24 protein-coding genes are annotated in these 19,717 nt (G+C 29.6%); 5 read left to right on the top strand and 19 right to left on the bottom strand.

The features are described from left to right. Positions 1-10 precede the first annotated feature (10 nt). The 7 genes from ACWJKE_RS13060 to ACWJKE_RS13030 all read right to left on the bottom strand — a co-directional run bounded on the left by ACWJKE_RS13060 (position 11) and on the right by ACWJKE_RS13030 (position 3,250). Positions 11-1,018: a DUF2232 domain-containing protein gene (locus ACWJKE_RS13060; protein ID WP_462958866.1), complete on the bottom strand. Its 1,008-nt coding sequence runs from the start codon at positions 1,016-1,018 to the stop codon at positions 11-13. A gap of 15 nt (positions 1,019-1,033) precedes the next feature. Further along, positions 1,034-1,348 carry a MazG-like family protein gene (locus tag ACWJKE_RS13055; RefSeq protein ID WP_216302170.1) on the bottom strand — a complete coding sequence of 105 codons (315 nt, stop codon included), beginning with the start codon at positions 1,346-1,348 and terminating at the stop codon, positions 1,034-1,036. A 278-nt stretch (positions 1,349-1,626) separates the two neighbouring features. Continuing rightward, complete coding sequence (gene rpsR, locus ACWJKE_RS13050) at positions 1,627-1,890, bottom strand: 30S ribosomal protein S18 (protein ID WP_165411833.1); 264 nt, start codon at positions 1,888-1,890, stop codon at positions 1,627-1,629. A gap of 25 nt (positions 1,891-1,915) precedes the next feature. Then, positions 1,916-2,356 (bottom strand): single-stranded DNA-binding protein, encoded by a 441-nt coding sequence (locus ACWJKE_RS13045; RefSeq protein WP_165411834.1) that lies wholly within the window; start codon positions 2,354-2,356, stop codon positions 1,916-1,918. 11 nt (positions 2,357-2,367) lie between these two features. Next, on the bottom strand, positions 2,368-2,655 hold the full coding sequence (gene rpsF, locus ACWJKE_RS13040; RefSeq protein WP_165411835.1) for a 30S ribosomal protein S6: 288 nt from the start codon (positions 2,653-2,655) through the stop codon (positions 2,368-2,370). Between the two features lie 96 nt (positions 2,656-2,751). Continuing rightward, on the bottom strand, positions 2,752-2,970 hold the full coding sequence (locus ACWJKE_RS13035) for a DUF951 domain-containing protein (RefSeq protein ID WP_462958865.1): 219 nt from the start codon (positions 2,968-2,970) through the stop codon (positions 2,752-2,754). Between the two features lie 28 nt (positions 2,971-2,998). Then, positions 2,999-3,250, bottom strand: coding sequence for a DUF3343 domain-containing protein (locus ACWJKE_RS13030; protein ID WP_216302172.1), 252 nt, complete (start codon positions 3,248-3,250; stop codon positions 2,999-3,001). A gap of 327 nt (positions 3,251-3,577) precedes the next feature. Here ACWJKE_RS13030 and ACWJKE_RS13025 point away from each other — a divergent pair, with 327 nt between their 5' ends. Genes ACWJKE_RS13025 through yyaC form a run of 3 tightly spaced genes read left to right on the top strand, consistent with a single transcriptional unit; the run spans position 3,578 to position 6,445 of the window. Next, positions 3,578-4,732, top strand: a complete 1,155-nt coding sequence (locus tag ACWJKE_RS13025; RefSeq protein WP_462958864.1) for an aminotransferase class V-fold PLP-dependent enzyme — start codon at positions 3,578-3,580, stop codon at positions 4,730-4,732. A gap of 10 nt (positions 4,733-4,742) precedes the next feature. Next, a complete protein-coding gene (gene ytvI / locus ACWJKE_RS13020) occupies positions 4,743-5,795 on the top strand; it encodes a sporulation integral membrane protein YtvI (protein ID WP_216302174.1) in 1,053 nt (350 codons plus the stop codon). A 47-nt stretch (positions 5,796-5,842) separates the two neighbouring features. Then, positions 5,843-6,445, top strand: a complete 603-nt coding sequence (yyaC, locus tag ACWJKE_RS13015) for a spore protease YyaC (RefSeq protein ID WP_216302175.1) — start codon at positions 5,843-5,845, stop codon at positions 6,443-6,445. 196 nt (positions 6,446-6,641) lie between these two features. On the opposite strand, the gene ACWJKE_RS13010 is transcribed toward yyaC, so the two are convergent. The 12 genes from ACWJKE_RS13010 to rpmH form a co-directional block, all read right to left on the bottom strand. After that, positions 6,642-7,145, bottom strand: coding sequence for a DUF4446 family protein (locus ACWJKE_RS13010; RefSeq protein ID WP_216302176.1), 504 nt, complete (start codon positions 7,143-7,145; stop codon positions 6,642-6,644). Positions 7,146-7,183: 38 nt separating this feature from the next. Further along, entirely contained in the window at positions 7,184-8,032 is an 849-nt protein-coding gene (locus ACWJKE_RS13005) for a ParB/RepB/Spo0J family partition protein (RefSeq protein WP_216302177.1), read from the bottom strand. A 3-nt stretch (positions 8,033-8,035) separates the two neighbouring features. Then, positions 8,036-8,806: a ParA family protein gene (locus tag ACWJKE_RS13000; RefSeq protein WP_216302178.1), complete on the bottom strand. Its 771-nt coding sequence runs from the start codon at positions 8,804-8,806 to the stop codon at positions 8,036-8,038. A gap of 249 nt (positions 8,807-9,055) precedes the next feature. After that, positions 9,056-9,835, bottom strand: a complete 780-nt coding sequence (gene noc, locus ACWJKE_RS12995; protein WP_220286214.1) for a nucleoid occlusion protein — start codon at positions 9,833-9,835, stop codon at positions 9,056-9,058. 303 nt (positions 9,836-10,138) lie between these two features. Next, complete coding sequence (gene rsmG / locus ACWJKE_RS12990) at positions 10,139-10,858, bottom strand: 16S rRNA (guanine(527)-N(7))-methyltransferase RsmG (RefSeq protein ID WP_462958863.1); 720 nt, start codon at positions 10,856-10,858, stop codon at positions 10,139-10,141. Between the two features lie 19 nt (positions 10,859-10,877). Continuing rightward, positions 10,878-12,767, bottom strand: coding sequence for a tRNA uridine-5-carboxymethylaminomethyl(34) synthesis enzyme MnmG (gene mnmG / locus ACWJKE_RS12985; RefSeq protein WP_220286213.1), 1,890 nt, complete (start codon positions 12,765-12,767; stop codon positions 10,878-10,880). Positions 12,768-12,775: 8 nt separating this feature from the next. Continuing rightward, positions 12,776-14,152 (bottom strand): tRNA uridine-5-carboxymethylaminomethyl(34) synthesis GTPase MnmE, encoded by a 1,377-nt coding sequence (mnmE, locus tag ACWJKE_RS12980; protein WP_220286212.1) that lies wholly within the window; start codon positions 14,150-14,152, stop codon positions 12,776-12,778. A gap of 66 nt (positions 14,153-14,218) precedes the next feature. Further along, positions 14,219-14,845 carry an RNA-binding cell elongation regulator Jag/EloR gene (jag, locus tag ACWJKE_RS12975; protein ID WP_165411847.1) on the bottom strand — a complete coding sequence of 209 codons (627 nt, stop codon included), beginning with the start codon at positions 14,843-14,845 and terminating at the stop codon, positions 14,219-14,221. Positions 14,846-14,986: 141 nt separating this feature from the next. Beyond that, positions 14,987-15,649 (bottom strand): membrane protein insertase YidC, encoded by a 663-nt coding sequence (yidC, locus tag ACWJKE_RS12970; protein WP_216302183.1) that lies wholly within the window; start codon positions 15,647-15,649, stop codon positions 14,987-14,989. 20 nt (positions 15,650-15,669) lie between these two features. Then, complete coding sequence (gene yidD, locus ACWJKE_RS12965; RefSeq protein WP_216302184.1) at positions 15,670-15,879, bottom strand: membrane protein insertion efficiency factor YidD; 210 nt, start codon at positions 15,877-15,879, stop codon at positions 15,670-15,672. Further along, the gene (gene rnpA, locus ACWJKE_RS12960; RefSeq protein ID WP_165411863.1) at positions 15,851-16,216 is read right to left on the bottom strand and encodes a ribonuclease P protein component; all 366 of its coding nucleotides are present in this window, start codon (positions 16,214-16,216) and stop codon (positions 15,851-15,853) included. Before rnpA ends, yidD begins: the two co-directional genes overlap by 29 nt. 58 nt (positions 16,217-16,274) lie before the next feature. Continuing rightward, on the bottom strand, positions 16,275-16,409 hold the full coding sequence (gene rpmH, locus ACWJKE_RS12955; RefSeq protein ID WP_165411850.1) for a 50S ribosomal protein L34: 135 nt from the start codon (positions 16,407-16,409) through the stop codon (positions 16,275-16,277). Between the two features lie 540 nt (positions 16,410-16,949). Here rpmH and dnaA point away from each other — a divergent pair. Together dnaA and dnaN are read left to right on the top strand one after the other, a co-directional pair. After that, the gene (gene dnaA, locus ACWJKE_RS12950) at positions 16,950-18,302 is read left to right on the top strand and encodes a chromosomal replication initiator protein DnaA (RefSeq protein ID WP_165411851.1); all 1,353 of its coding nucleotides are present in this window, start codon (positions 16,950-16,952) and stop codon (positions 18,300-18,302) included. A 271-nt stretch (positions 18,303-18,573) separates the two neighbouring features. Then, positions 18,574-19,680 (top strand): DNA polymerase III subunit beta, encoded by a 1,107-nt coding sequence (gene dnaN / locus ACWJKE_RS12945; RefSeq protein WP_216302185.1) that lies wholly within the window; start codon positions 18,574-18,576, stop codon positions 19,678-19,680. Positions 19,681-19,717 lie beyond the last annotated feature (37 nt).

The following is a 19,717-nucleotide window of genomic DNA, read 5'->3' as shown; positions in this document are numbered from 1 at the left end:
CAGCCCCCAATTATTTTCTTTTAATTCTATATGGATCGAGCTTTCTAAAATCAAAAGCCATCTCCATGAGTCCTATTGAAAAGTAAATACTACCTAGACGCGAAAATGATGTTAACACTAAAATTAGTGCTACTACTGGTTTAGATAAATTTTTTTTAACTCTTAGAAAATATGTAGCTGCCGCAAGTCCATTTATCATAAATACAATTTGCACAAGTAATTGGGAGGAATTTAGTATAAAATCCCCACCTGCTATTTTTTTTGATGAAAGTATTATGCCTATACATACTATACCTATTAATACAGCTCCTAGTATGTTAGTAACGTAAACTTTGCTGAAAGGTAATACTTTATCCATTTTGTAGTTTAGCTTCTCTAATATGGCTCTAGACACTATGTAATTCAAATAAGCTGATATAAATGAAGTTATTAAAATAATTGCAGGTATTACTACCAAAACTATCGTAACATCCATTTTGTTTATCATTTCAAAGTTTTCATTTAAAAGTTTCAACTGCTTTGGAGTTATTCCTTGTTGTAAATAAACCATTTTTAATTGATCCAAGGATACCTTCATATTTTGCTTAAAAAATTCTAAGTTTTTGGAAATAAAATTCATAAAACTTACTTTTTCTATAAATGCCATAGAAAAAGCTATGGTTAGTATATTAGATATTACAGAACTAATACCTAAAAATAATAACGTTATAGATGACTTTTTATTTTTCTTAACACAATAACCAAGCGCAATTCCAACAATGCTATAAGTTATAGCTGAATATATCGCCATTATTGGATTATACACTAAGGATGTTAGAATTATACTCAAAAATATAGCAGTGATTGTTATTTTTCTATTATGCCTTATATAGAGTATTGCAACCGGAATTGGCAATATTAAAGCACCTATAAATGACATAATTGGCAAATATCCCGTTATAATCATTGTTACTGAAATTATAACAGCTATAAGTGAAGCCTCTACAATTGCCTTTGTACTATAATTTTTATTCTCCATTTTTTCCTCCATTACTTATCTTTCCTTTATATGCGAATATAGTTTACTTAGATCTTTTCCATCTTTTTCTATATTATCTCCTTCAACTATTCCCACCTTTAGTTTCTTTTTCATACTCTCATCCACGGCTACATTTGAATATCCTAGCCTTTCGCCTAATATATATAAAAGTATTATTGCCCCCGAAATGCAATCTAGTATGGCGTCTTGAGCAACATTGCTTCCTTTACTTAGCAACTTGAAGAAATCACCTATTATACATAATAGCTCAGCCTTCAAACTTTCAACTATCTTAACATTAGACATTATATTAAAATCTTGTTTCTTCATAGTATATCATCTCCCCTTGTAGGCTTATGCTTATAACTCCATTTTAGTTAGTTTTCTAAATTTATGCAACTAAAGTTTATTTCTATATAGACAATTTGCAGTTTAATATCTAATATTTTCTATGTTTACATTTTATGGGTTACAACTACAAGTATACTACAAATCGTACTGCATAATATATACTTTTATATTTATATTTTGATTATTGAGTATAATATTTATTTTTATTTGTAAAAAAATAAAAGCAGCTACCTTAAGGCGCTGCTTTCAGTCATTTACTATTCAGTAGTAAATGGTAATAATGCTATGTTTCTTGCTCTTTTTATAGATACAGTAAGCATCCTTTGATGTTTTGCACAGTTTCCAGAAATTCTTCTTGGAAGAATCTTTCCTCTTTCTGTAACATATTTTCTCAATTTATTTATATCTTTATAGTCGATTGCAGTTGCTTTATCCATACAGAAAGCACAAACTTTTCTTTTCATTCTCTTTCTGTTTCCGCCAGCACCGCCGCCGCTTCTTTTATGTTCGTTCATAGCCATTGTTGTTTTTCCTCCTTACCTAATATTAGAATGGAATATCTCCATCATCAATTGGTGTTATATCACTATCACTGCTAAAACCATGAGATCCAGCATTTGATTCGCTATTATTTCCACCTTGATTAGTATTCGTACCTGATGTTTTATTTCCTCCCCATTCAAGGAAGTCAACTTCATCAGCAATTACTTCAGTAACATATCTCCTAGTACCATCTTTAGCCTCATAATTTCTAGTTTGAATGTTTCCAGATACGCTTAAAAGCTTGCCTTTACTCATGTAATTAGCAGTAGCTTCCGCTTGCTTTCCAAATACCACTACTGGTATAAAGTCTGCTTCTGGTTGACCTTCTCTTTTAAATCTTCTATTGACGGCTACAGTGAAAGTGGCTACAGCTGTTCCTGTCCCTTGAGCAAACTTTAACTCAGGGTCTTTTGTTAATCTACCAACTAAAACAACTTTATTCATAAATGCACCACCTATTTTTCTGGATTTATTATGATATGTCTTATAACACTGTCAGTAATTCTGAATACTCTATCTAATTCTTTCGGTAATTCAGGTTTTGCATTGAAATTGATTAATGTATAGTGACCTTCACCAACTTTTTGTATTTCATAAGCTAGTTTTCTTTTGCCCCACGCATCAACATTTTCAATTTCTCCACCATTATTTTCTATTACACCTTTAAATTTTTCAACGTTAGCTTTAACAGCTTCTTCGTCTAATGAAGGATGTAATATGAATATAGTTTCATATTTTCTCATTAATTTCACCTCCTCCCCTCGGACTAACGGCCATGCATTGCACGGCAGGGATTACAATAATAGATTATATCATTTAATTATGCATTAATCAAGTAATTATTTTTTTATAGGTGCTTTTTCTTTATTTAGTACATTTTCTTTTATAATTTTCTTTACACCCGAATCAAATTTTATTCTTGGAAGCATTACTATCCGATCGCAACCTAAACATTTTATTTTTATATCCGCACCTAACCTAATGATTTCCCAATTCTTGCTGCCACAAGGGTGAGTTTTTTTCATTTCAACAATATCTCCTAAATTGAACACCTTCATTAAACATCCCACCTTTAATTTATTTTTACTATATTGTCATAACTTTTACACTTTCTTTATCTCGTACAAAAATTTCTTTTACCTTTATCTTTTCTAACTTAATTAGCTCAATTATACTTCGAATATTCTCATCCTCTATTTTTAAACTAATCCCACAACTTTTAGTTATATATGTAGGCGTAGGAACAACTACTACCTTAACCTGTTGTCGCAGTGCTTCTCTTTCCGCTTTCATGGCTTCATGTGTATTTTGAAATGTTACTATATAATATTTATTCAATGTTTTTCACCCTACTTCCATGCCATAATATTAATCACTTCATATACATTTACATAACTTTAGATTATAATATTGTATAATATATTAATTTAAAGTTTTGTATTTATAATGCAACATTGTATATTATTTCATAATTAGAATTTAAAATTCTAATTTCTAAAATATTCTTATAAAAAGTGTATTTTATTATTTATCTAATTTTATTATAAACTATTTATAGTCTTAATTGTATGAAAACAAAATTTAACTTGTTATACATAATATTAATAGCCTCTATATTTTTTATAGAATATACTAATAAATCATTGTGTAATATTGGAGGAAATCATGAAAATATATTTAGATAATGCAGCCACTACCTTTCCTAAACCACCCGCAGTGTATAATTCAATGATGAATTATATGATGAATATAGGTTCAAACCCAGGAAGGGGTGTATCTACAACTTCACTTGCCGGAAATAGAGTTATTTTAAATTGTAGGTATGCTTTAATGGATTTTTTTCACTTTGATAAAGTTGAGAATGTGATTTTTACATCAAATATTACCACTTCTTTAAATATACTTATAAAATCTACATGCCAAAAAGGCTGGCATGTAATAACTTCTTCAATGGATCATAACGCTACTTTAAGACCATTAAACTCCCTTTGCGAAAAAGGCGTTATAGAATTAGGCATTGTCCCTTGCTCAAAAGAAGGCTTAATCAATGTAGACGATTTTGTAAATACACTTAAACCTAATACAAAATTGGTGGTTCTCTCACATGCTTCTAACATTATTGGAAGTATTCAGCCTTTAGAATCTATTGGTAGGATATGTAAAGAAAAGGGCATTTATTTTGTTATAGATACTGCGCCAACTGCAGGAATATTACCAATAGATTTCTATAAATTAAATTGTAATGCCCTAGCTTTTACAGGCCATAAAAGTTTACTAGGACCTCAAGGTACCGGTGGATTTTTAATTGATGATAATTTAAATGAAAGATGCTCTGCATTTATAGAGGGTGGGACTGGTAGTCTTTCATCTAGTATTGTTCAACCAGATTTTTTGCCTGATAAATTTGAAAGCGGGACTCTAAATGCTCCAGGTATAGCTGGCCTTTTAGAAGGTATTAATTTTATTAATGACCAGGGTTTAGACTCTATTCGCGGAAGCGAAGAATATTTGTGCAAAAATTTTATAGAGGGGCTTCTAAATATATCCTCTGTTAATGTCTATGGTCTCACCGATAGTTCTAAAAGAACCGCTACTATCTCTGTTAATTCAACAAAAATTGACAATTCCGAGTTAGGGTTTATTCTAGATAGTGAATATGGAATTACAACAAGAACTGGACTTCACTGTGCTCCACTAGCTCATAAAAACATTGGAACATATCCATCTGGTACTTTAAGATTTGGCATTGGCCCTTTTAATGATATTAAAGACATCAATTATACCCTTAACGCCCTCAATACTATTATTAGAAAGGTGTGATTTTATTTACATGGAAAATATTCTAAAAAAAATTGATAAACTAGCTATATTTTTTGTTTTGTATACCTTTGTTTTTGTAATCTTTTTTGGAACTATTGGGTTCACCCTTCCCTTTGTATTTGCTTTTATTTTAGCTTCACTACTTAAGATACCAACAAAATTTTTGATGAAAAAATTCAAACTTCAAAACACTATAGCTTCATTATTTACTACCACCATATTTTTCACTGTAATTGTTGTATTATTATCTTTAATCATCACTACTTTAACTTCAGAATCGATACTACTCGGAAAAAACATCCAATCATATATAACTTTAAACAAAGACATTGTAATTAATATTTTCAGTAACTTACAAAATTATTATAAAACTTTAGATCCAAACGTGGTTAGTAATATTGAGTCAAATATTACTAATTATATAAGCAAGACTATAAATATTAGCATGAATGCATCCACAAAAATTTTTTCTCAAACTCTAGATTTTGTATCTACTATACCTTATATTTTAATGGTTTTATTATTTACTTTACTTACTACTTATTTCTTCACAAAAGATTTGTCATCTTCAAGCAAAAAAAAGTTTGATTTAATTCCCCGCAAAAATGAAGATAGATTACATTCCATATTTGATGAATCAAAAAAGATGCTTAAGAATTATTTACTTTCTTACTTACTGATAATCACTATAACATTTTTAGAAACATTAATTGTTTTTATAGTTTTCAAAGTTAAGTATGCTGTAACTCTGAGTGTATTATGTGGATTATTTGATTTACTCCCTATTTTCGGTATAGGAGCTATATACCTTCCCGTAATAATAATATTTTTTATATCTAATAATTATGTAGCTGCTTTAGGCCTCTTGATATCTTATATAATTATCACTATAGTAAGACAAATTATAGAACCCAAGATTGTGTCTTCATCACTAGGCATTCACCCCGTAGCAGTTCTCGCTTCTATATTTATAGGATTAAGAGCAAATGGTATTGTTGGGATGCTATTCTGTATGTTTTTTTTAGTTTTTTATAATATATTGAAAAAAGTTGAAGTTTTATAGAATAGAAAACCTCCTAAATGGCTAATATCCCAATAGGAGGTTTTTTTATGGTAGATAAAGTTATTTTAGATTCTATGTCCAGAGATTGCACTTTTAAATTAAGAGATATTATAAGTCAATATATTTTTCCCATAGCAAAATGCTCACGCCCTATTGTTATTTTATGTATTGGCACCGACAGATCTACTGGTGATAGCTTAGGACCCCTGGTTGGAAACAAGCTTAAATTTTTAGTTAGAAATAGACTTCATGTTTACGGTAGTCTTGAATGTCCAGTCCATGCAAAAAATTTATGTGAAACAATTGATGAAATTAACTATTCCTATACTAATCCTTACATTATTGCAATAGATGCTTGCCTCGGAAGTTTGCAAAATGTAGGAAAAATCATTATTGAGGAAAAACCATTAAGTCCTGGTGCTGCTATGAATAAAGATTTACCTAAGGTGGGTGATTTAAGCATAACGGGCATTGTAAATATATCTGGAGCCTTTGAATTTATGGTTCTTCAAAATACAAGATTATATACAGTAATGATGCTTGCCGATACTATATCCACTGGTTTATACCATTCAATACTCAAAATCGCAGGCGAAAAAAAATTAAATTCCATTTATGATGATTTCAACATTAAAGACGTTGAAGGTTGATTTTTATGCAAAAAAAGTATATATTGCGCATAATACATTGAAGCGAGCTTTAGAACTTCTTAGTTATTTTTAATTAAGATGGGTTAGGAAAAACATACGTTTGAGCTACAGCGAGTTTATGATTTTCACCAGATTAATGAAAAATAAAATTAGTAGTTCTTAACGAAGTAAATGCATAATCGCAATATATACTTTTTTATTTTTTTAAATTTATAGCTTGCTCTAAAACTTTACTTTCTTCCTGAGATAGCTCATACCTAGATATTCCTTTATCTATTGGTTTAGCATAAGTAGTACTCTCATTTCTACCATAGATACTTGTTAATATAGCACCATTACCATTCCCATCAATCAATGTTATAGAGAAACTTAAATCACTTCCCATATCATCAAATGCTTTATATCTTATCATTGAAGTTTTTTGCACACAAGTTTTCAGTTCCCCATTTATCTGTTCATACCTTTGTTTTATAACTTCATTTTCATCTTTAACTTCGTCGATTTTGTCTAAATAAGATATAACCACTTCTTCTAAATTTTTATTATTTACACCTCTCATTAATTTTCTGTATCTTCTCTCTAGTTTATTTAAAAATGCATAGGTTATTATAATTATTACTATTAGCATAAATACAATAATCATAAGAGCTATTATTATATAAATCTGTTCATTCTTTATAAAATTAATGATACTTTTCATTCTGAATTACATCCTCTCTATTAGTTTCACGTGAAACATTATATATTAAAAACCTCTAAAATTCTTTCAAAATCTTCTTCTGAATAATACTCAATTTCTATTTTACCCTTGTTCTTATTCTTAGAATTTATAAGAACTTTAGTACCAAAACGATTTTCTAATCTATTCATTATATCTTTATAATATATATCATTTTCATTTTTTACTACTTTTTGTGGCTTTTCATTTCCAAAGTTTTTCACTAATCTTTCTGTTTCTCTCACGTTGAGATTATCATCTATAACCATTTGAGCAATTTGATACTGAAGCTGTCTATCACTTATACCGAGTATTGCCCTTCCATGTCCCTCGGAAATTACTCCATCTATTATGTAATCTTGAACTCTTTCATCTAAGTTTAATAATCTCATGCAATTTGTTATAGCTGTTCTTGATTTCGAAACCTTTTTACTTATTTCTTCCTGCGTAAGATTAAACTCCGTTAATAGTTTTTTGTAAGCTATAGCTTCCTCAATTGGGTTTAAATCTTCTCTTTGAATGTTTTCTATTAATGATATTTCTAGTACTTCTTTGTTGTTTATATTCATAATGATTGCAGGTATTTCTGCGAGGCCAATACTTTTCGCTGCTCTGAATCTTCTTTCACCTGCTACTACTATATATACATCATCTTCTTTATTCAAAATAATAGGTTGAATAACTCCATGTTCTTTTATTGATTGTGCTAATTCAGATATTTTTTCAGGATCAAAGTTTTTCCTTGGCTGATCTTTATTAGCTTTAATCAAATTCATAGATATTTTAAAAACATTGGAACTATCTTCTGTACTTTCTTCTTCAGGTATTAAAGCTCCCAACCCTTTACCTAATCCAAATTTTTTATTCAATATTTAACATCCCCTTTGTCTATTTAAAAATTCATTTGCTAATTTTTCGTACGCTTCTGCTCCCTTGCACTTATCATCATACAACATAATTGGTAATCCAAAACTTGGAGATTCAGCCAGACGAACATTTCTAGGTATTGTTGTTTTATACACTTTATCATTGAAATATTTTTTCACTTCTGATACAACCTCATTACAAAGTTTTGTTCTATTATCATACATACTAAGAATTATACCCTCAATTTCTAATTCTTTATTTAAAGATTTTTTAACTAATTGGATTGTATTTACTAATTGCCCCACACCCTCTAAAGCATAAAATTCACATTGAATAGGTGTAAGCACGCTACTTGCGGCTGTAAGCGCATTTATGGTTAAAATACCCAAAGAAGGTGGACAATCTATAAAAACATAGTCAAATTCACCCTCAATTTCTTTAAGCTTTTCTTTTAGCTTATTTTCACGATTATCTATACTAATCAATTCTACTTCCGCCCCTGCAAGTTCCATTGTAGAAGGTACTAAATACAAATTATTAACTAACTCGCATTCTTTTATAGTATCCCTAATTGAAATATCCGATGTTAATAAATCATATATTGATAAATTTATTTGCTTTTTATCAAATCCTAATCCACTTGTAGTGTTTCCTTGAGGATCAATATCTATTGTTAATATTTTTTTCCCTTGCATAGCTAAATAAGAACATAGATTTATATTTGTAGTAGTTTTGCCTACTCCTCCCTTTTGATTAAAGATACATATGGTTTTCATGGCTACACTTACCCTTCATAATATTATTTGTGTTTCTATAGTTTATAAATTGTATAAACCCCAATAACTTACAATTTATATAGGTTACAGGTAATATAAACTATACTTTATAATTCATAACTTATACTTTAATTTTTCTATATAGTTCATTATATATTTATGTTAAATATTTTAATAGTACTTTTTTGAATTTTCCAAAAAAACATTAAAAAACAGAATGTTTCACGTGAAACATTCTGTTTTTAATGTCTATTTTTTAGGTATTCTTATTGTCACTTCTATACTATCTTCTAATTCTTTAGACTTGTATTCTGCATTTATTCCATACTTATCAAAAACTTGTTTTATAGTATTTATATATACTCTAGGCGCGAAAATTCCTTTGATTCTTTTCTTACCACTAACAATCACTCCATCTCTGCATAACTTCAATAGTTCTTTTTCAATAAGTTCTTCTGTATTTTTAACATTAAGCGATTTATCAACAATTATTTTAAGTACTTTCTTTTGAATGTTTATATCAGTTAATCTTAACAAAGCTCTAGCATGTCTTTCAGTAAGCTTATTTTCTACTAAGATACTTGTTATTTGATTATCCAATTTTAGTAATCTTAATTTGTTTGCAATAGTTGATTGTTTTTTCCCTATCATTTGTGCTAACTGTTCTTGTGTGTAAGAATGATCTTGAATAAGATTATGATAAGCTATAGCTTCTTCTAAAAAATTTAGATCTTCTCTTTGCAAATTTTCTAATAACGCAATTGCTGCGGAATCTTTATCTGTAATATCTATAATAATTACTGGGACTTGTTCAAGCCCTATTTTTTTTGCTGCTCTTAGTCTTCTTTCTCCCGCTACTAGTTCATACCCGTTTTCCCCAATTTTTCTAACTGTTAGCGGTTGGATTATTCCATAAGCCTTTATTGACTGTGATAGTTCTTCAATAGTTTCTTCATTAAAATGCTTTCTAGGCTGATAAACATTTGGAGAAATTAATTCTATAGATACGTGATTTACATTATTTTTCATAATATACCATCCCTCAATTTTTCCTTTTTTTTACCTTTTATTAACAATTCTCCATTTTTATCTTATTTCCTTCTTCTTTTTTATTCTTTCGTACGACAAATTATAACATTACTTATCCCCTGTTTGGTGCACTCATCACTTGTGGTGCTGTCGTTAAATCATCTCCTGCGGAGCTGCATATTAACGACTTCAGAAGTAGCTTTATACTCCCACTGAAGTTTTCTATTTGTTAGGGCAAGTAACTCCTACTTATAGTAGGTACTCCCACTTATAGAAATAGGAGACCTTCCTTCTGAAATGTCGTTAAAATAAAGGCTCTTTAGTAACCATCCCTGCTTTTCTAGGATATTTCCTATGTGTTTGCGATATTTTACTTATTATTACCAGGTTATGATTTAAATCACTATCTTCAATTTGTACCTTTTCTATATGTTCGATTCGTCCACCCAGCATCCTAATTGCATTTTTAGATTGCTTAATTTCCTCTTCAACTGCAGGCCCCTTCATTGCAACAAAATATCCTCCAACCTTTACATAAGGTATACAATATTCACTCAAGACTGTTAAATTAGCAACTGCCCTTGATACTGCAACATCAAACTTTTCTCTATATTGTATTTCTTGTGCAAAATCTTCTGCTCTACCGTGAATAGCTTTAATACTTTCTAGTTGAAGAGAATTAATTACTTCATTTAAAAATTTAACTCTCTTATTCAGTGAATCTAATAAAACTATATTTACTTCAGGCTTTATTATTTTCATAGGAATACCTGGAAACCCTCCTCCAGTACCTATATCTATAACATTCTTTGCATTCTTTAACTGATCAAACTTAAAAACCTTCATAGAATCAATAAAGTGCTTCTTTACTATTTCTTCATCTTCTTTTATAGCAGTCAAATTTACTTTTTCATTCCATTCCTTTATAAGGTCTTTATATTTCATAAATTGCTCGTATTTTTTTTCGCTAAATTCAAGTCCTTCATTACTGCTAGCCTTATTTAATATATCAAAGTATTTCATATTTCAACTCCATGTTTTTTTATTGTTGGTTAATGTTAAGTCTTTTCTGTTGCTCAAGATATATCATTAGAACAGACATATCCGCAGGCGAAACACCTGATATTCTAGAAGCTTGACCTATACTTTCTGGTTTTATTTTACCTAGTTTTTGCATAGCTTCTATCCTTAGTCCCTTTATATTGTCATAATTTATATCTTTTGATATGATTTTGTTTTCAAACTTTTTAAATTGCTTAATTTGATCTAATTGTTTCTGGATATACCCTTCATATTTTGAAACAATATTAACTTGCTGCTGTATATATTTATTTAATTTAGGTCTATCTGCATCCAGTCTTTCAACTATATAGTAATCAAGTTCAGGTCTTTTTATAAGTTCGTATAAACTAATAGGCTTTTTCAGTGGAGTAGAATTACAAGAAATTAAAAATTCCTCAATTTCTTTTTTATTTGTGATCTGCAAATGTTTTATTCTCTCAATTTCCTCTTCAATTTGCATCTTCTTTTTCTTAAATATTTCATATCTATCTTCTTTAACAAGGCCTACTCCATACCCTATTTCAGTTAACCTTAAATCAGCGTTGTCTTGCCTTAGCAATAATCTATACTCTGCTCTTGAGGTCATCATCCTATATGGTTCATTAGTGCCTTTAGTAACTAAATCGTCAATTAAAACCCCTATATATCCATCAGATCTTTTTAATATTAATGGATCCTTATTTTGAATAGTAAGTGCAGCATTGATCCCTGCAATAATCCCCTGCGAAGCAGCTTCTTCATATCCTGAGCTACCATTTATTTGCCCCGCTGAGAATAAACCTTGAATATTTTTAAATTCTAGTGAAAGTTTTAACTCGGTTGAATCTATACAGTCATATTCTATGGCATAAGCCGTTCTCATAATTTCTACATTTTCAAGTCCAGGTACTGTTTTTAGCATTTCCACCTGAATTTCCTCAGGAAGTGAGCTAGACATACCTTGAACATACATTTCCTGCGTATTCTCACCTTCAGGTTCTATGAATATTTGGTGCCTTTCTTTATCTGTAAATCTCATTACTTTATCTTCGATAGACGGGCAATATCTAGGCCCAGTACTCTTAATTGATCCATTATATAGCGGTGATCTATGAATGTTTTTTCTAATTACATTATGAGTATTTTCATTTGTATAAGTTAAATAGCAACATAGCTGATTTCTACTAATATCTTCGCTAATAAATGAAAATGGAACTACCTCTTCATCACCAACTTGCTCATCCATTTTAGAAAAGTCTACTGACCGTTTGTTTATTCTAGCTGGAGTTCCTGTTTTAAATCTTCTTAAAGTTATACACATATCATCTAAAGATTTAGAAAGTTCATTAGCTGGAAGTAATCCACTAGGTCCTTCATTATAAGAACAATCTCCGATAATAACCTTTGATTTTAAATAAGTTCCAGAAGCTATAATAACAGCCTTAGTAGTAAAATATGCGCCATTTTTCGTGCATACACCCTTTATTTTCCCTTTTGGTGCATCTATAGATACTACTTCTAATTGTTTTAATTGCAAATTTTCTTGATTTTCTATTACATGTTTCATCCTTTGTCCATATGCTTTTTTATCCGCTTGAGCTCTTAACGAGAATACAGCTGGTCCTTTTGATTTGTTTAGCATTCTTGATTGTATATATGTATTATCAATATTTATTCCCATTTCACCACCAAGAGCATCTATTTCCCTTACTAAATGCCCTTTAGCCGTTCCACCGATATTGGGGTTACATGGCATCAAAGCCACACTATCTAAATTTATAGCACAAATTAAAGTCTTGCACCCTATTCTTGCAGCTGCAAGTGCTGCTTCGCAACCTGCATGACCAGCTCCAATAACTATAACATCATAATTTCCTGCATCATATTTCATATTTATCCCTACTTTCCTAAACAAAATTCTGAGAATATCTTATGTATAATATCTTCTTCTAAAATCTCTCCTGTAATCTCACCTAAACTTATCCATGCATTTCGTATATCAATTGATGCTAAATCTATAGCTAATGTATATTCTAGTGCATTTAATGAAGATTCTAAGTTTTCCTTTGCTCTTATTAAAGATTCCTTATGTCTATTATTTGTAACAAATATTCCTTCAGTTTTAATCTCACCCTTAAAGAATAAATCTTTTATATATTCTTTAACATGATTTAATCCTTCACCTGTTTTTACTGAAACATTAGTTATGTACTTTGATTTTAGACTTTGTAATTCTTCTATCTCTATTTTACCACCTAAATCGCTTTTGTTTAATAGTACAATGTATTTTTTGTTTTTAATATATTTAATAATTTCTCTATCTTCATGACTTAATTTCTTACTTGAATCTAATATTAAGATAACTAAATCCGCCTCATCAATTTTTTCCTTTGATTTTTCTACTCCAATTTTCTCAACTATATCTTCAGTTTCGCGAATTCCTGCAGTATCTACTATTTTAACTGGTATACCTTCAATGTTTATATACTCTTCTATTGCATCCCTTGTAGTACCGGGTACATCTGTAACAATAGCTCTTTTTTCTTTAACAAGGGCATTAAGAAGTGATGATTTCCCTACATTTGGCTTCCCAACTATAACAGTGCTTAGGCCTTCTCTTAGAATTTTCCCTTCATCAGCCGTACTTAAAAGTGTATCTATCTCACTAATTATATCAATAACATCTTCATTAACTTTTTCTGCAGTTACTTCTTCAATATCCTCTTCAGGGTAATCAACTGTAACCTCTATACTTGCAATTACACTAAGTAATTTATTTCTTATATTTTTTATTTCCCTGGAAATTGAACCTTCTGATTGCATAAGAGCTGACTTCATACTTAGATCTGTCTTTGCTCTTATTATATCTATAACTGCCTCTGCCTGGCTTAAGTCAATTCTACCATTCAGAAATGCTCTTTTAGTAAATTCACCAGGTTCTGCCATTCTTGCTCCAGCAAGAATAACCTCTTGTAAAATTCTATTAGTTCCAACTACTCCACCATGACAATTTATCTCAATAGTGTCTTCTGCAGTAAAGCTTTTAGGGCCTTTCATATAGGAAATAATAACTTCATCAAGTCTACTACCATTTTTATCAATAATATGTCCATATCTCATAGTATAAGATTTTAAATCATGAAGTTTTCTATTATTTTTGCCTATAAATATACTATTGACTATATCTATCGACATATCACCAGATACTCTAATTATAGATATACCACCTTCTCCTATACTAGTTGCTATTGCAGCTATAGTATCAAATTCTTTCATTAAATATGACCTCCTAATTTTATAATTAATATTAAACTTAGTTTCATAAATTTAAAAAAAAAGCCCTTAGGCTTTCTTCAAATCAACTACAACTCTTCTATAGGGCTCTTCACCTTCACTATAAGTATAAATATATGAATCATTTTGAAGTGTAGAGTGTATTATTCTTCTCTCATAAGGATTCATAGGCTCAAGTTTTAATATTCTACCACTAATCCTTACCTTATAGGCAATTTTTGATGCAAGTCTTTTTAAAGTTTCTTCTCTTTTTGCTCTATAATTTTCAGTATCTAATGTTACTCTTTTATACTCTTCATCATGATTTTTGTTTACAACTAAACTTATAAGATATTGAAGTGAATCTAAAGTCTCGCCTCTATATCCTATTAATAGTCCCATATTAGGTCCGATTAATTCAATCTTTATTTCATTGTTTTCATATTTAAGGTTTACTTCAGCTTTCATACTCATAGACTGCAATACTTCCATTAAAAAAGTTTTAGCTTCATTTAAACTATCTCTTTTAACTGTAACTCTTATTTTAGCAGGTTTTACCCCTATGATATTTAAAAACCCTTTGCTACCTTCATCAAGTGTTTCCACTTTTACTTTATCTCTTGTAACTTTTAACTGCATCAATGCATTATTAATTGCATCTTCTACATTTTTACCCATAATTTCTATATTATTCATACCACACTTCACCCGCCTTTCTAAATATCAAAATTAGGCACTTGTGTTAAATCATCATCTTCGATGCTGTAACATTAACGACTTCAGAAGGAAATTTAGACTCCCACCTATAAAATTGGGAGGCTATCATTTTAAAAGTCGTTAACTTTCTTTTTTTGGAAGTTCCATTTTATTTATAACTAAAGTTTGAACAACTTGTAATAAGTTATTTATTACCCAATATAATACTAATGCACCTTTAAATTTAAGACTCATAAATCCCATAAAAATAGCCATTGCTGTATTCATTGTTGAAGTCTGTTTAGATTTAGCAGCGTCTCCTGGTGGTTGCATAAGTTTTGATGAAAAGTATGTTGTAACGGTAGACAATATTGGTAATATATATAGAGGGTCAGGTTTTGTTAAATCATTCATCCATAAGAACCCAGCACCCTGCATATCTAAGTTGTTAAACACATAAAACAAAGCAAATAAAATAGGCATTTGAACAAGCATTGGTAAACATCCACCCATTGGATTTACTCCATTTTCTTTATATAGCTTCATTACTTCTTGCTGAGATTTTTGTGGATCTTTTTTATATTTTTCTTGAACTTTCTTCATTTCTGGCTGAATTGCACCCATTTTAGCAGTTGATTTAGTTTGTTTAATACTTAATGGCAATAATATTACTCTTATTATAACTGTAAATATAATTATTGTTAATCCAAATGATATATCATTATTTGGTATAAGCGTATTCACTCCATTATGTATCAAGAAAAAGAACTTTGAAAGTGGATCACTTAAAAACTGTAATTTCAAATACAAAACCTCCCAAGTGGTTATTTAACTGGATCAAAGCCGCCCTTATTATAAGGATGACATCTAAGTATTCTCTTTATTCCCATAATAGATCCTTTTATTGCTCCGTGTTTTTCAATAGCTTCTAAAGTATACTGAGAACATGTAGGGTAAAATATACAACAAGGCCTCTTAAACGGTGATATATATTTTCTATAACATTTAATTCCCAGTATAAGTATTTTTTTCATTATTAATTAAACCAGCTTTCTTAAGTAGTTTAGTCAAAGCACTCTCTATTTCTTTATAATTTTTAGAGTTAGAAGGGTTCCTTGCAATAAACACTAAATCATATCCTGTTTTTAATCCTACATTATTAAGCCTATAGTTTTCGCTTATTAATCTTTTAACTCTACCGCGAATTACACTGTTTCCTACCTTTTTACTAACGGATATTCCACATCTATTAATATCTTTACCATTTCTATAAATATATAATACTAATAATTGGTTAGAAAAAGATTTTCCTCTTCTATATACTGTTCTAAATTCAGTATTCTTTCTAATTCTATATTTCTTAACATTAATATTAATATTAGCCGCCCTCTTTTCCGCAAATTGCAGAAAAAGGCCACATTAGCGGCCTTTATGCTGTCAATTTTTTTCTACCTTTTTGTCTTCTTTTTTGAAGAATGTTTCTGCCAGAAGCGGTTTTCATTCTCTTTCTAAATCCGTGTTCTTTTTTTCTTTGTCTTTTCTTAGGTTGGTAAGTCATGAACATATCTACTACACCTCCTTCTTTAAACCATACATTATAGCAATCATCTTACAATCGCATTTTTACAGTTTTACTATTAGATTATATAGTCACATCATCTTAATGTCAAGATAAGCATTTTTATTACTATTGTTAATATTTTTTATATTTATATGTTTTTTTGTGGATAACTTCTTGAACACCTTGTTATTTTTTGATATTATATAAGAAAGAACTGTGAATAACCTGTTTATTGATAAAGTTATTCACAACTTGTGGACAAAACTGTTAATAACTACTACAATATTGTATTAAACTTCTTTTGCTTAGCTATATAAGCAGATTTATTTCTTAATTTAATATGTTAATAGTTTTTTTTTGTATTGTTAACAATTTAAGTCCTGTTAAAAATATAAGCATAGTTATTAACATGTGTATATTTTTAATGCTATTTATCAACAACCTACAATGTATTAATTTATTGCTTATAACTTTGTTTATAATGTTGTTTATATATTGTTTGTTTTTACATAAAATTTTTTTATTTGAACTGGAGGGTAGGAAATGAGCACCCAAATTAAAGATATCTGGGAAAAAACTTTAAGTATAATAAAAGGTGAACTTACAGAGGTGAGTTTTAATACTTGGATTAAAAGTATAGAACCTATGGCCTTAGATAATAATACTTTTAAATTAGGTGTTCCTAATAATTTTACCAAAGACATTCTTGAAAATAGATATAAGGATTTAATAATGAATGCTGTTAAATTGATTACTTCTAAAACATATAAAATAGAATTCTTTATATTATCTGAGGACGTAGCCGAAATTGAAACACCTAAAGCGAAACGAGAAGCTAATAGGAATAATATAATATTTAATGATGAAATGTCTGCAACACTAAACCCAAAATATACCTTTGATTCTTATGTAATTGGCAATAGTAATCGATTTGCTCACGCTGCATCACTTGCTGTAGCTGAATCCCCTGCGAAAGCTTATAATCCACTATTTATTTATGGAGGGGTTGGTCTTGGAAAAACGCATTTAATGCATGCTATTGGTCATTATATATTAGCAAACAACCCAAAGTCTAAGGTTGTTTACGTTTCTTCTGAAAAGTTTACAAACGAACTTATCAATTCTATTAAAGACGACAAAAACGTAGAATTTAGAAACAAGTACAGAAATGTGGACGTACTTCTAATTGATGATATTCAATTTATTGCAGGTAAAGAACGTACGCAAGAAGAGTTCTTCCATACATTTAATGATCTTCATGAAGCAAATAAGCAAATTATTTTATCTAGTGATAGACCACCTAAAGAAATACCTACTCTAGAGGATAGATTGAGGTCTAGATTTGAATGGGGTCTTATAGCTGATATACAACCACCGGATTTTGAAACTAGAATAGCTATTTTGAAGAAAAAAGCAGATATAGAGAATTTAAATATTCCAAACGAAGTATTGGTGTATATTGCTACTAAAATAAAATCTAACATAAGAGAGCTAGAAGGCGCTCTTATTCGAATTGTAGCTTTTTCTTCACTAACTAATAAAGAAATTGGTATAGATTTGGCATCAGAAGCACTTAAAGATATTATTTCTAGTAGAAATTCAAAACAAGTAACTATTGAGCTAATACAAGATATAGTTTCTAGCTATTTCAATTTAAAAATTGAGGATTTTAAATCTTCGAGGCGAACTAGGAACATAACATTTCCTAGACAAATCGCAATGTATTTGTGCAGAAAGCTTACTGATATGTCTCTCCCTAAAATAGGTGAAGAATTTGGAGGTAGGGATCATACAACTGTAATCCACGCATGTGAGAAAATATCTAATGGTCTTAAAGAAGATGAAAATTTACAAGATAACATAGCAGAACTAACTAAAAAAATAAGTCAAAAATAGTATAATCCCGATATTAACAGGTGTTGATACTATATATATATAATCCTGTGTATAAAATAATACATAAAACGTAGCTGTTGATATTGTGGATAACTGTGATTTTTTTTTGCATACTTATCCACAATCATTTCTACCTAGCATTGTTGCAGCTTATAGTCTAAGATAGGTTCTTAACATATCAACAGCCCCTACTACTATTACTACTAATAATTTATTATTATCTTACCTATCTTTAATAAATTTCCCATGTGGATAAGGAGGTCTTTATTATATGAAATTTATATGTGAAAAAAGTATATTACAAGAAGCAATTTCAAACGTTCAAAAAGCTATTACAGGAAAATCAACTTTACCCGTATTACAAGGTATATTAATAACTGCTAAGAACGGAGAAGTAACTCTTATAGGATCTGATGTTGATTTAAGCATTGAGGCCAAAATTAATGCAGAGGTTATGGAAGATGGAAGTGTAGTTTTAGATTCTAAGCTTTTTGGTGAAATCATAAGAAAATTACCCAATAGTGCAATAGAGATAGCAACAGATGAAAATAACTCTATTAAAATCGTTTGCCAAAAATCATATGCAACTATAATACATATGAATAGTGATGATTATCCCAATTTACCAAATATAATAGAGAACATGATCTTTTCAATTTCTCAGAAAGTATTAAAAAACATGATGAAAGGTACTATTTTTGCAGTTGCGCAAGATGAGACTAGACCAATTCTTACAGGAGTCTTATTTGAAATAAAAGATAAAAACCTTAATCTTGTAGCTTTAGATGGTTATAGGGTTGCATTTAGAAGTGAACCAGTAGATAACGATTTTAATATAAATGCTGTAATTCCAGGTAAGACATTAAGTGAAGTATCAAAAATACTAGAAGAAACAGATGAGAACGTTAATATAACATTCACACCAAATCATATTTTATTTAATATTGGAAAAACGAAGGTTATATCAAGGTTACTCGAAGGTGAATTCATAAAATATAGCTCAATAATACCTGAGGAATATAATCTAAAAATTACAGCTAAAAGACATGAATTATTAAGCTGTATAGAACGGGCTTCTCTTATGGCAAAAGAGGGAAATACCAATTTAGTTAAATTCAACATAGAAGAAGATAACATGATAATCACTTCTAATTCTCAATTGGGAAAGGCCAGAGAAGAAATAAATATAATTTTGCAAGGTGAGTCTCTTCAAATTGCATTTAACTCAAAATACCTAATAGAACTTCTAAAAATAATGGAAGAAGAAGAGATAATTATGGAGTTTTCTAGTGGAGTTAATCCTTGTGTTGTAAAAAACAAAGAAAAAAATAATTGTACGTATATGGTATTGCCGGTAAGAATAAGAGCTAATAATTAATTTAAAATATATTTTTAATAATATTTGGAAAAGAAGG

Source organism: Clostridium sp. CM036, from assembly GCF_055081135.1.
Note: the sequence above shows the minus strand (reverse complement) of the source record. Positions and strands in the feature narration are given on the sequence as shown.

Excerpts from the sequence above, each read along its gene's own strand:
- yidD (WP_216302184.1), bottom strand. The coding sequence starts at position 15,879 with ATGAAAAAAATACTTATACTGGGAATTAAATGTTATAGAAAATATATA.
- mnmE (WP_220286212.1), bottom strand. The coding sequence starts at position 14,152 with ATGAAAGAATTTGATACTATAGCTGCAATAGCAACTAGTATAGGAGAA.
- mnmG (WP_220286213.1), bottom strand. The coding sequence starts at position 12,767 with ATGAAATATGATGCAGGAAATTATGATGTTATAGTTATTGGAGCTGGT.
- rpmH (WP_165411850.1), bottom strand. The coding sequence starts at position 16,409 with ATGTTCATGACTTACCAACCTAAGAAAAGACAAAGAAAAAAAGAACAC.
- ACWJKE_RS13025 (WP_462958864.1), top strand. The coding sequence starts at position 3,578 with ATGAAAATATATTTAGATAATGCAGCCACTACCTTTCCTAAACCACCC.
- rpsF (WP_165411835.1), bottom strand. The coding sequence starts at position 2,655 with ATGAGAAAATATGAAACTATATTCATATTACATCCTTCATTAGACGAA.
- dnaA (WP_165411851.1), top strand. The coding sequence starts at position 16,950 with ATGAGCACCCAAATTAAAGATATCTGGGAAAAAACTTTAAGTATAATA.
- ACWJKE_RS13000 (WP_216302178.1), bottom strand. The coding sequence starts at position 8,806 with ATGAAAACCATATGTATCTTTAATCAAAAGGGAGGAGTAGGCAAAACT.
- ACWJKE_RS13035 (WP_462958865.1), bottom strand. The coding sequence starts at position 2,970 with ATGAAGGTGTTCAATTTAGGAGATATTGTTGAAATGAAAAAAACTCAC.
- rpsR (WP_165411833.1), bottom strand. The coding sequence starts at position 1,890 with ATGGCTATGAACGAACATAAAAGAAGCGGCGGCGGTGCTGGCGGAAAC.
- yyaC (WP_216302175.1), top strand. The coding sequence starts at position 5,843 with ATGGTAGATAAAGTTATTTTAGATTCTATGTCCAGAGATTGCACTTTT.
- noc (WP_220286214.1), bottom strand. The coding sequence starts at position 9,835 with ATGAAAAATAATGTAAATCACGTATCTATAGAATTAATTTCTCCAAAT.
- ACWJKE_RS13010 (WP_216302176.1), bottom strand. The coding sequence starts at position 7,145 with ATGAAAAGTATCATTAATTTTATAAAGAATGAACAGATTTATATAATA.
- ytvI (WP_216302174.1), top strand. The coding sequence starts at position 4,743 with ATGGAAAATATTCTAAAAAAAATTGATAAACTAGCTATATTTTTTGTT.
- jag (WP_165411847.1), bottom strand. The coding sequence starts at position 14,845 with ATGAATAATATAGAAATTATGGGTAAAAATGTAGAAGATGCAATTAAT.
- rsmG (WP_462958863.1), bottom strand. The coding sequence starts at position 10,858 with ATGAAATACTTTGATATATTAAATAAGGCTAGCAGTAATGAAGGACTT.
- dnaN (WP_216302185.1), top strand. The coding sequence starts at position 18,574 with ATGAAATTTATATGTGAAAAAAGTATATTACAAGAAGCAATTTCAAAC.
- ACWJKE_RS13060 (WP_462958866.1), bottom strand. The coding sequence starts at position 1,018 with ATGGAGAATAAAAATTATAGTACAAAGGCAATTGTAGAGGCTTCACTT.
- ACWJKE_RS13055 (WP_216302170.1), bottom strand. The coding sequence starts at position 1,348 with ATGAAGAAACAAGATTTTAATATAATGTCTAATGTTAAGATAGTTGAA.
- ACWJKE_RS13045 (WP_165411834.1), bottom strand. The coding sequence starts at position 2,356 with ATGAATAAAGTTGTTTTAGTTGGTAGATTAACAAAAGACCCTGAGTTA.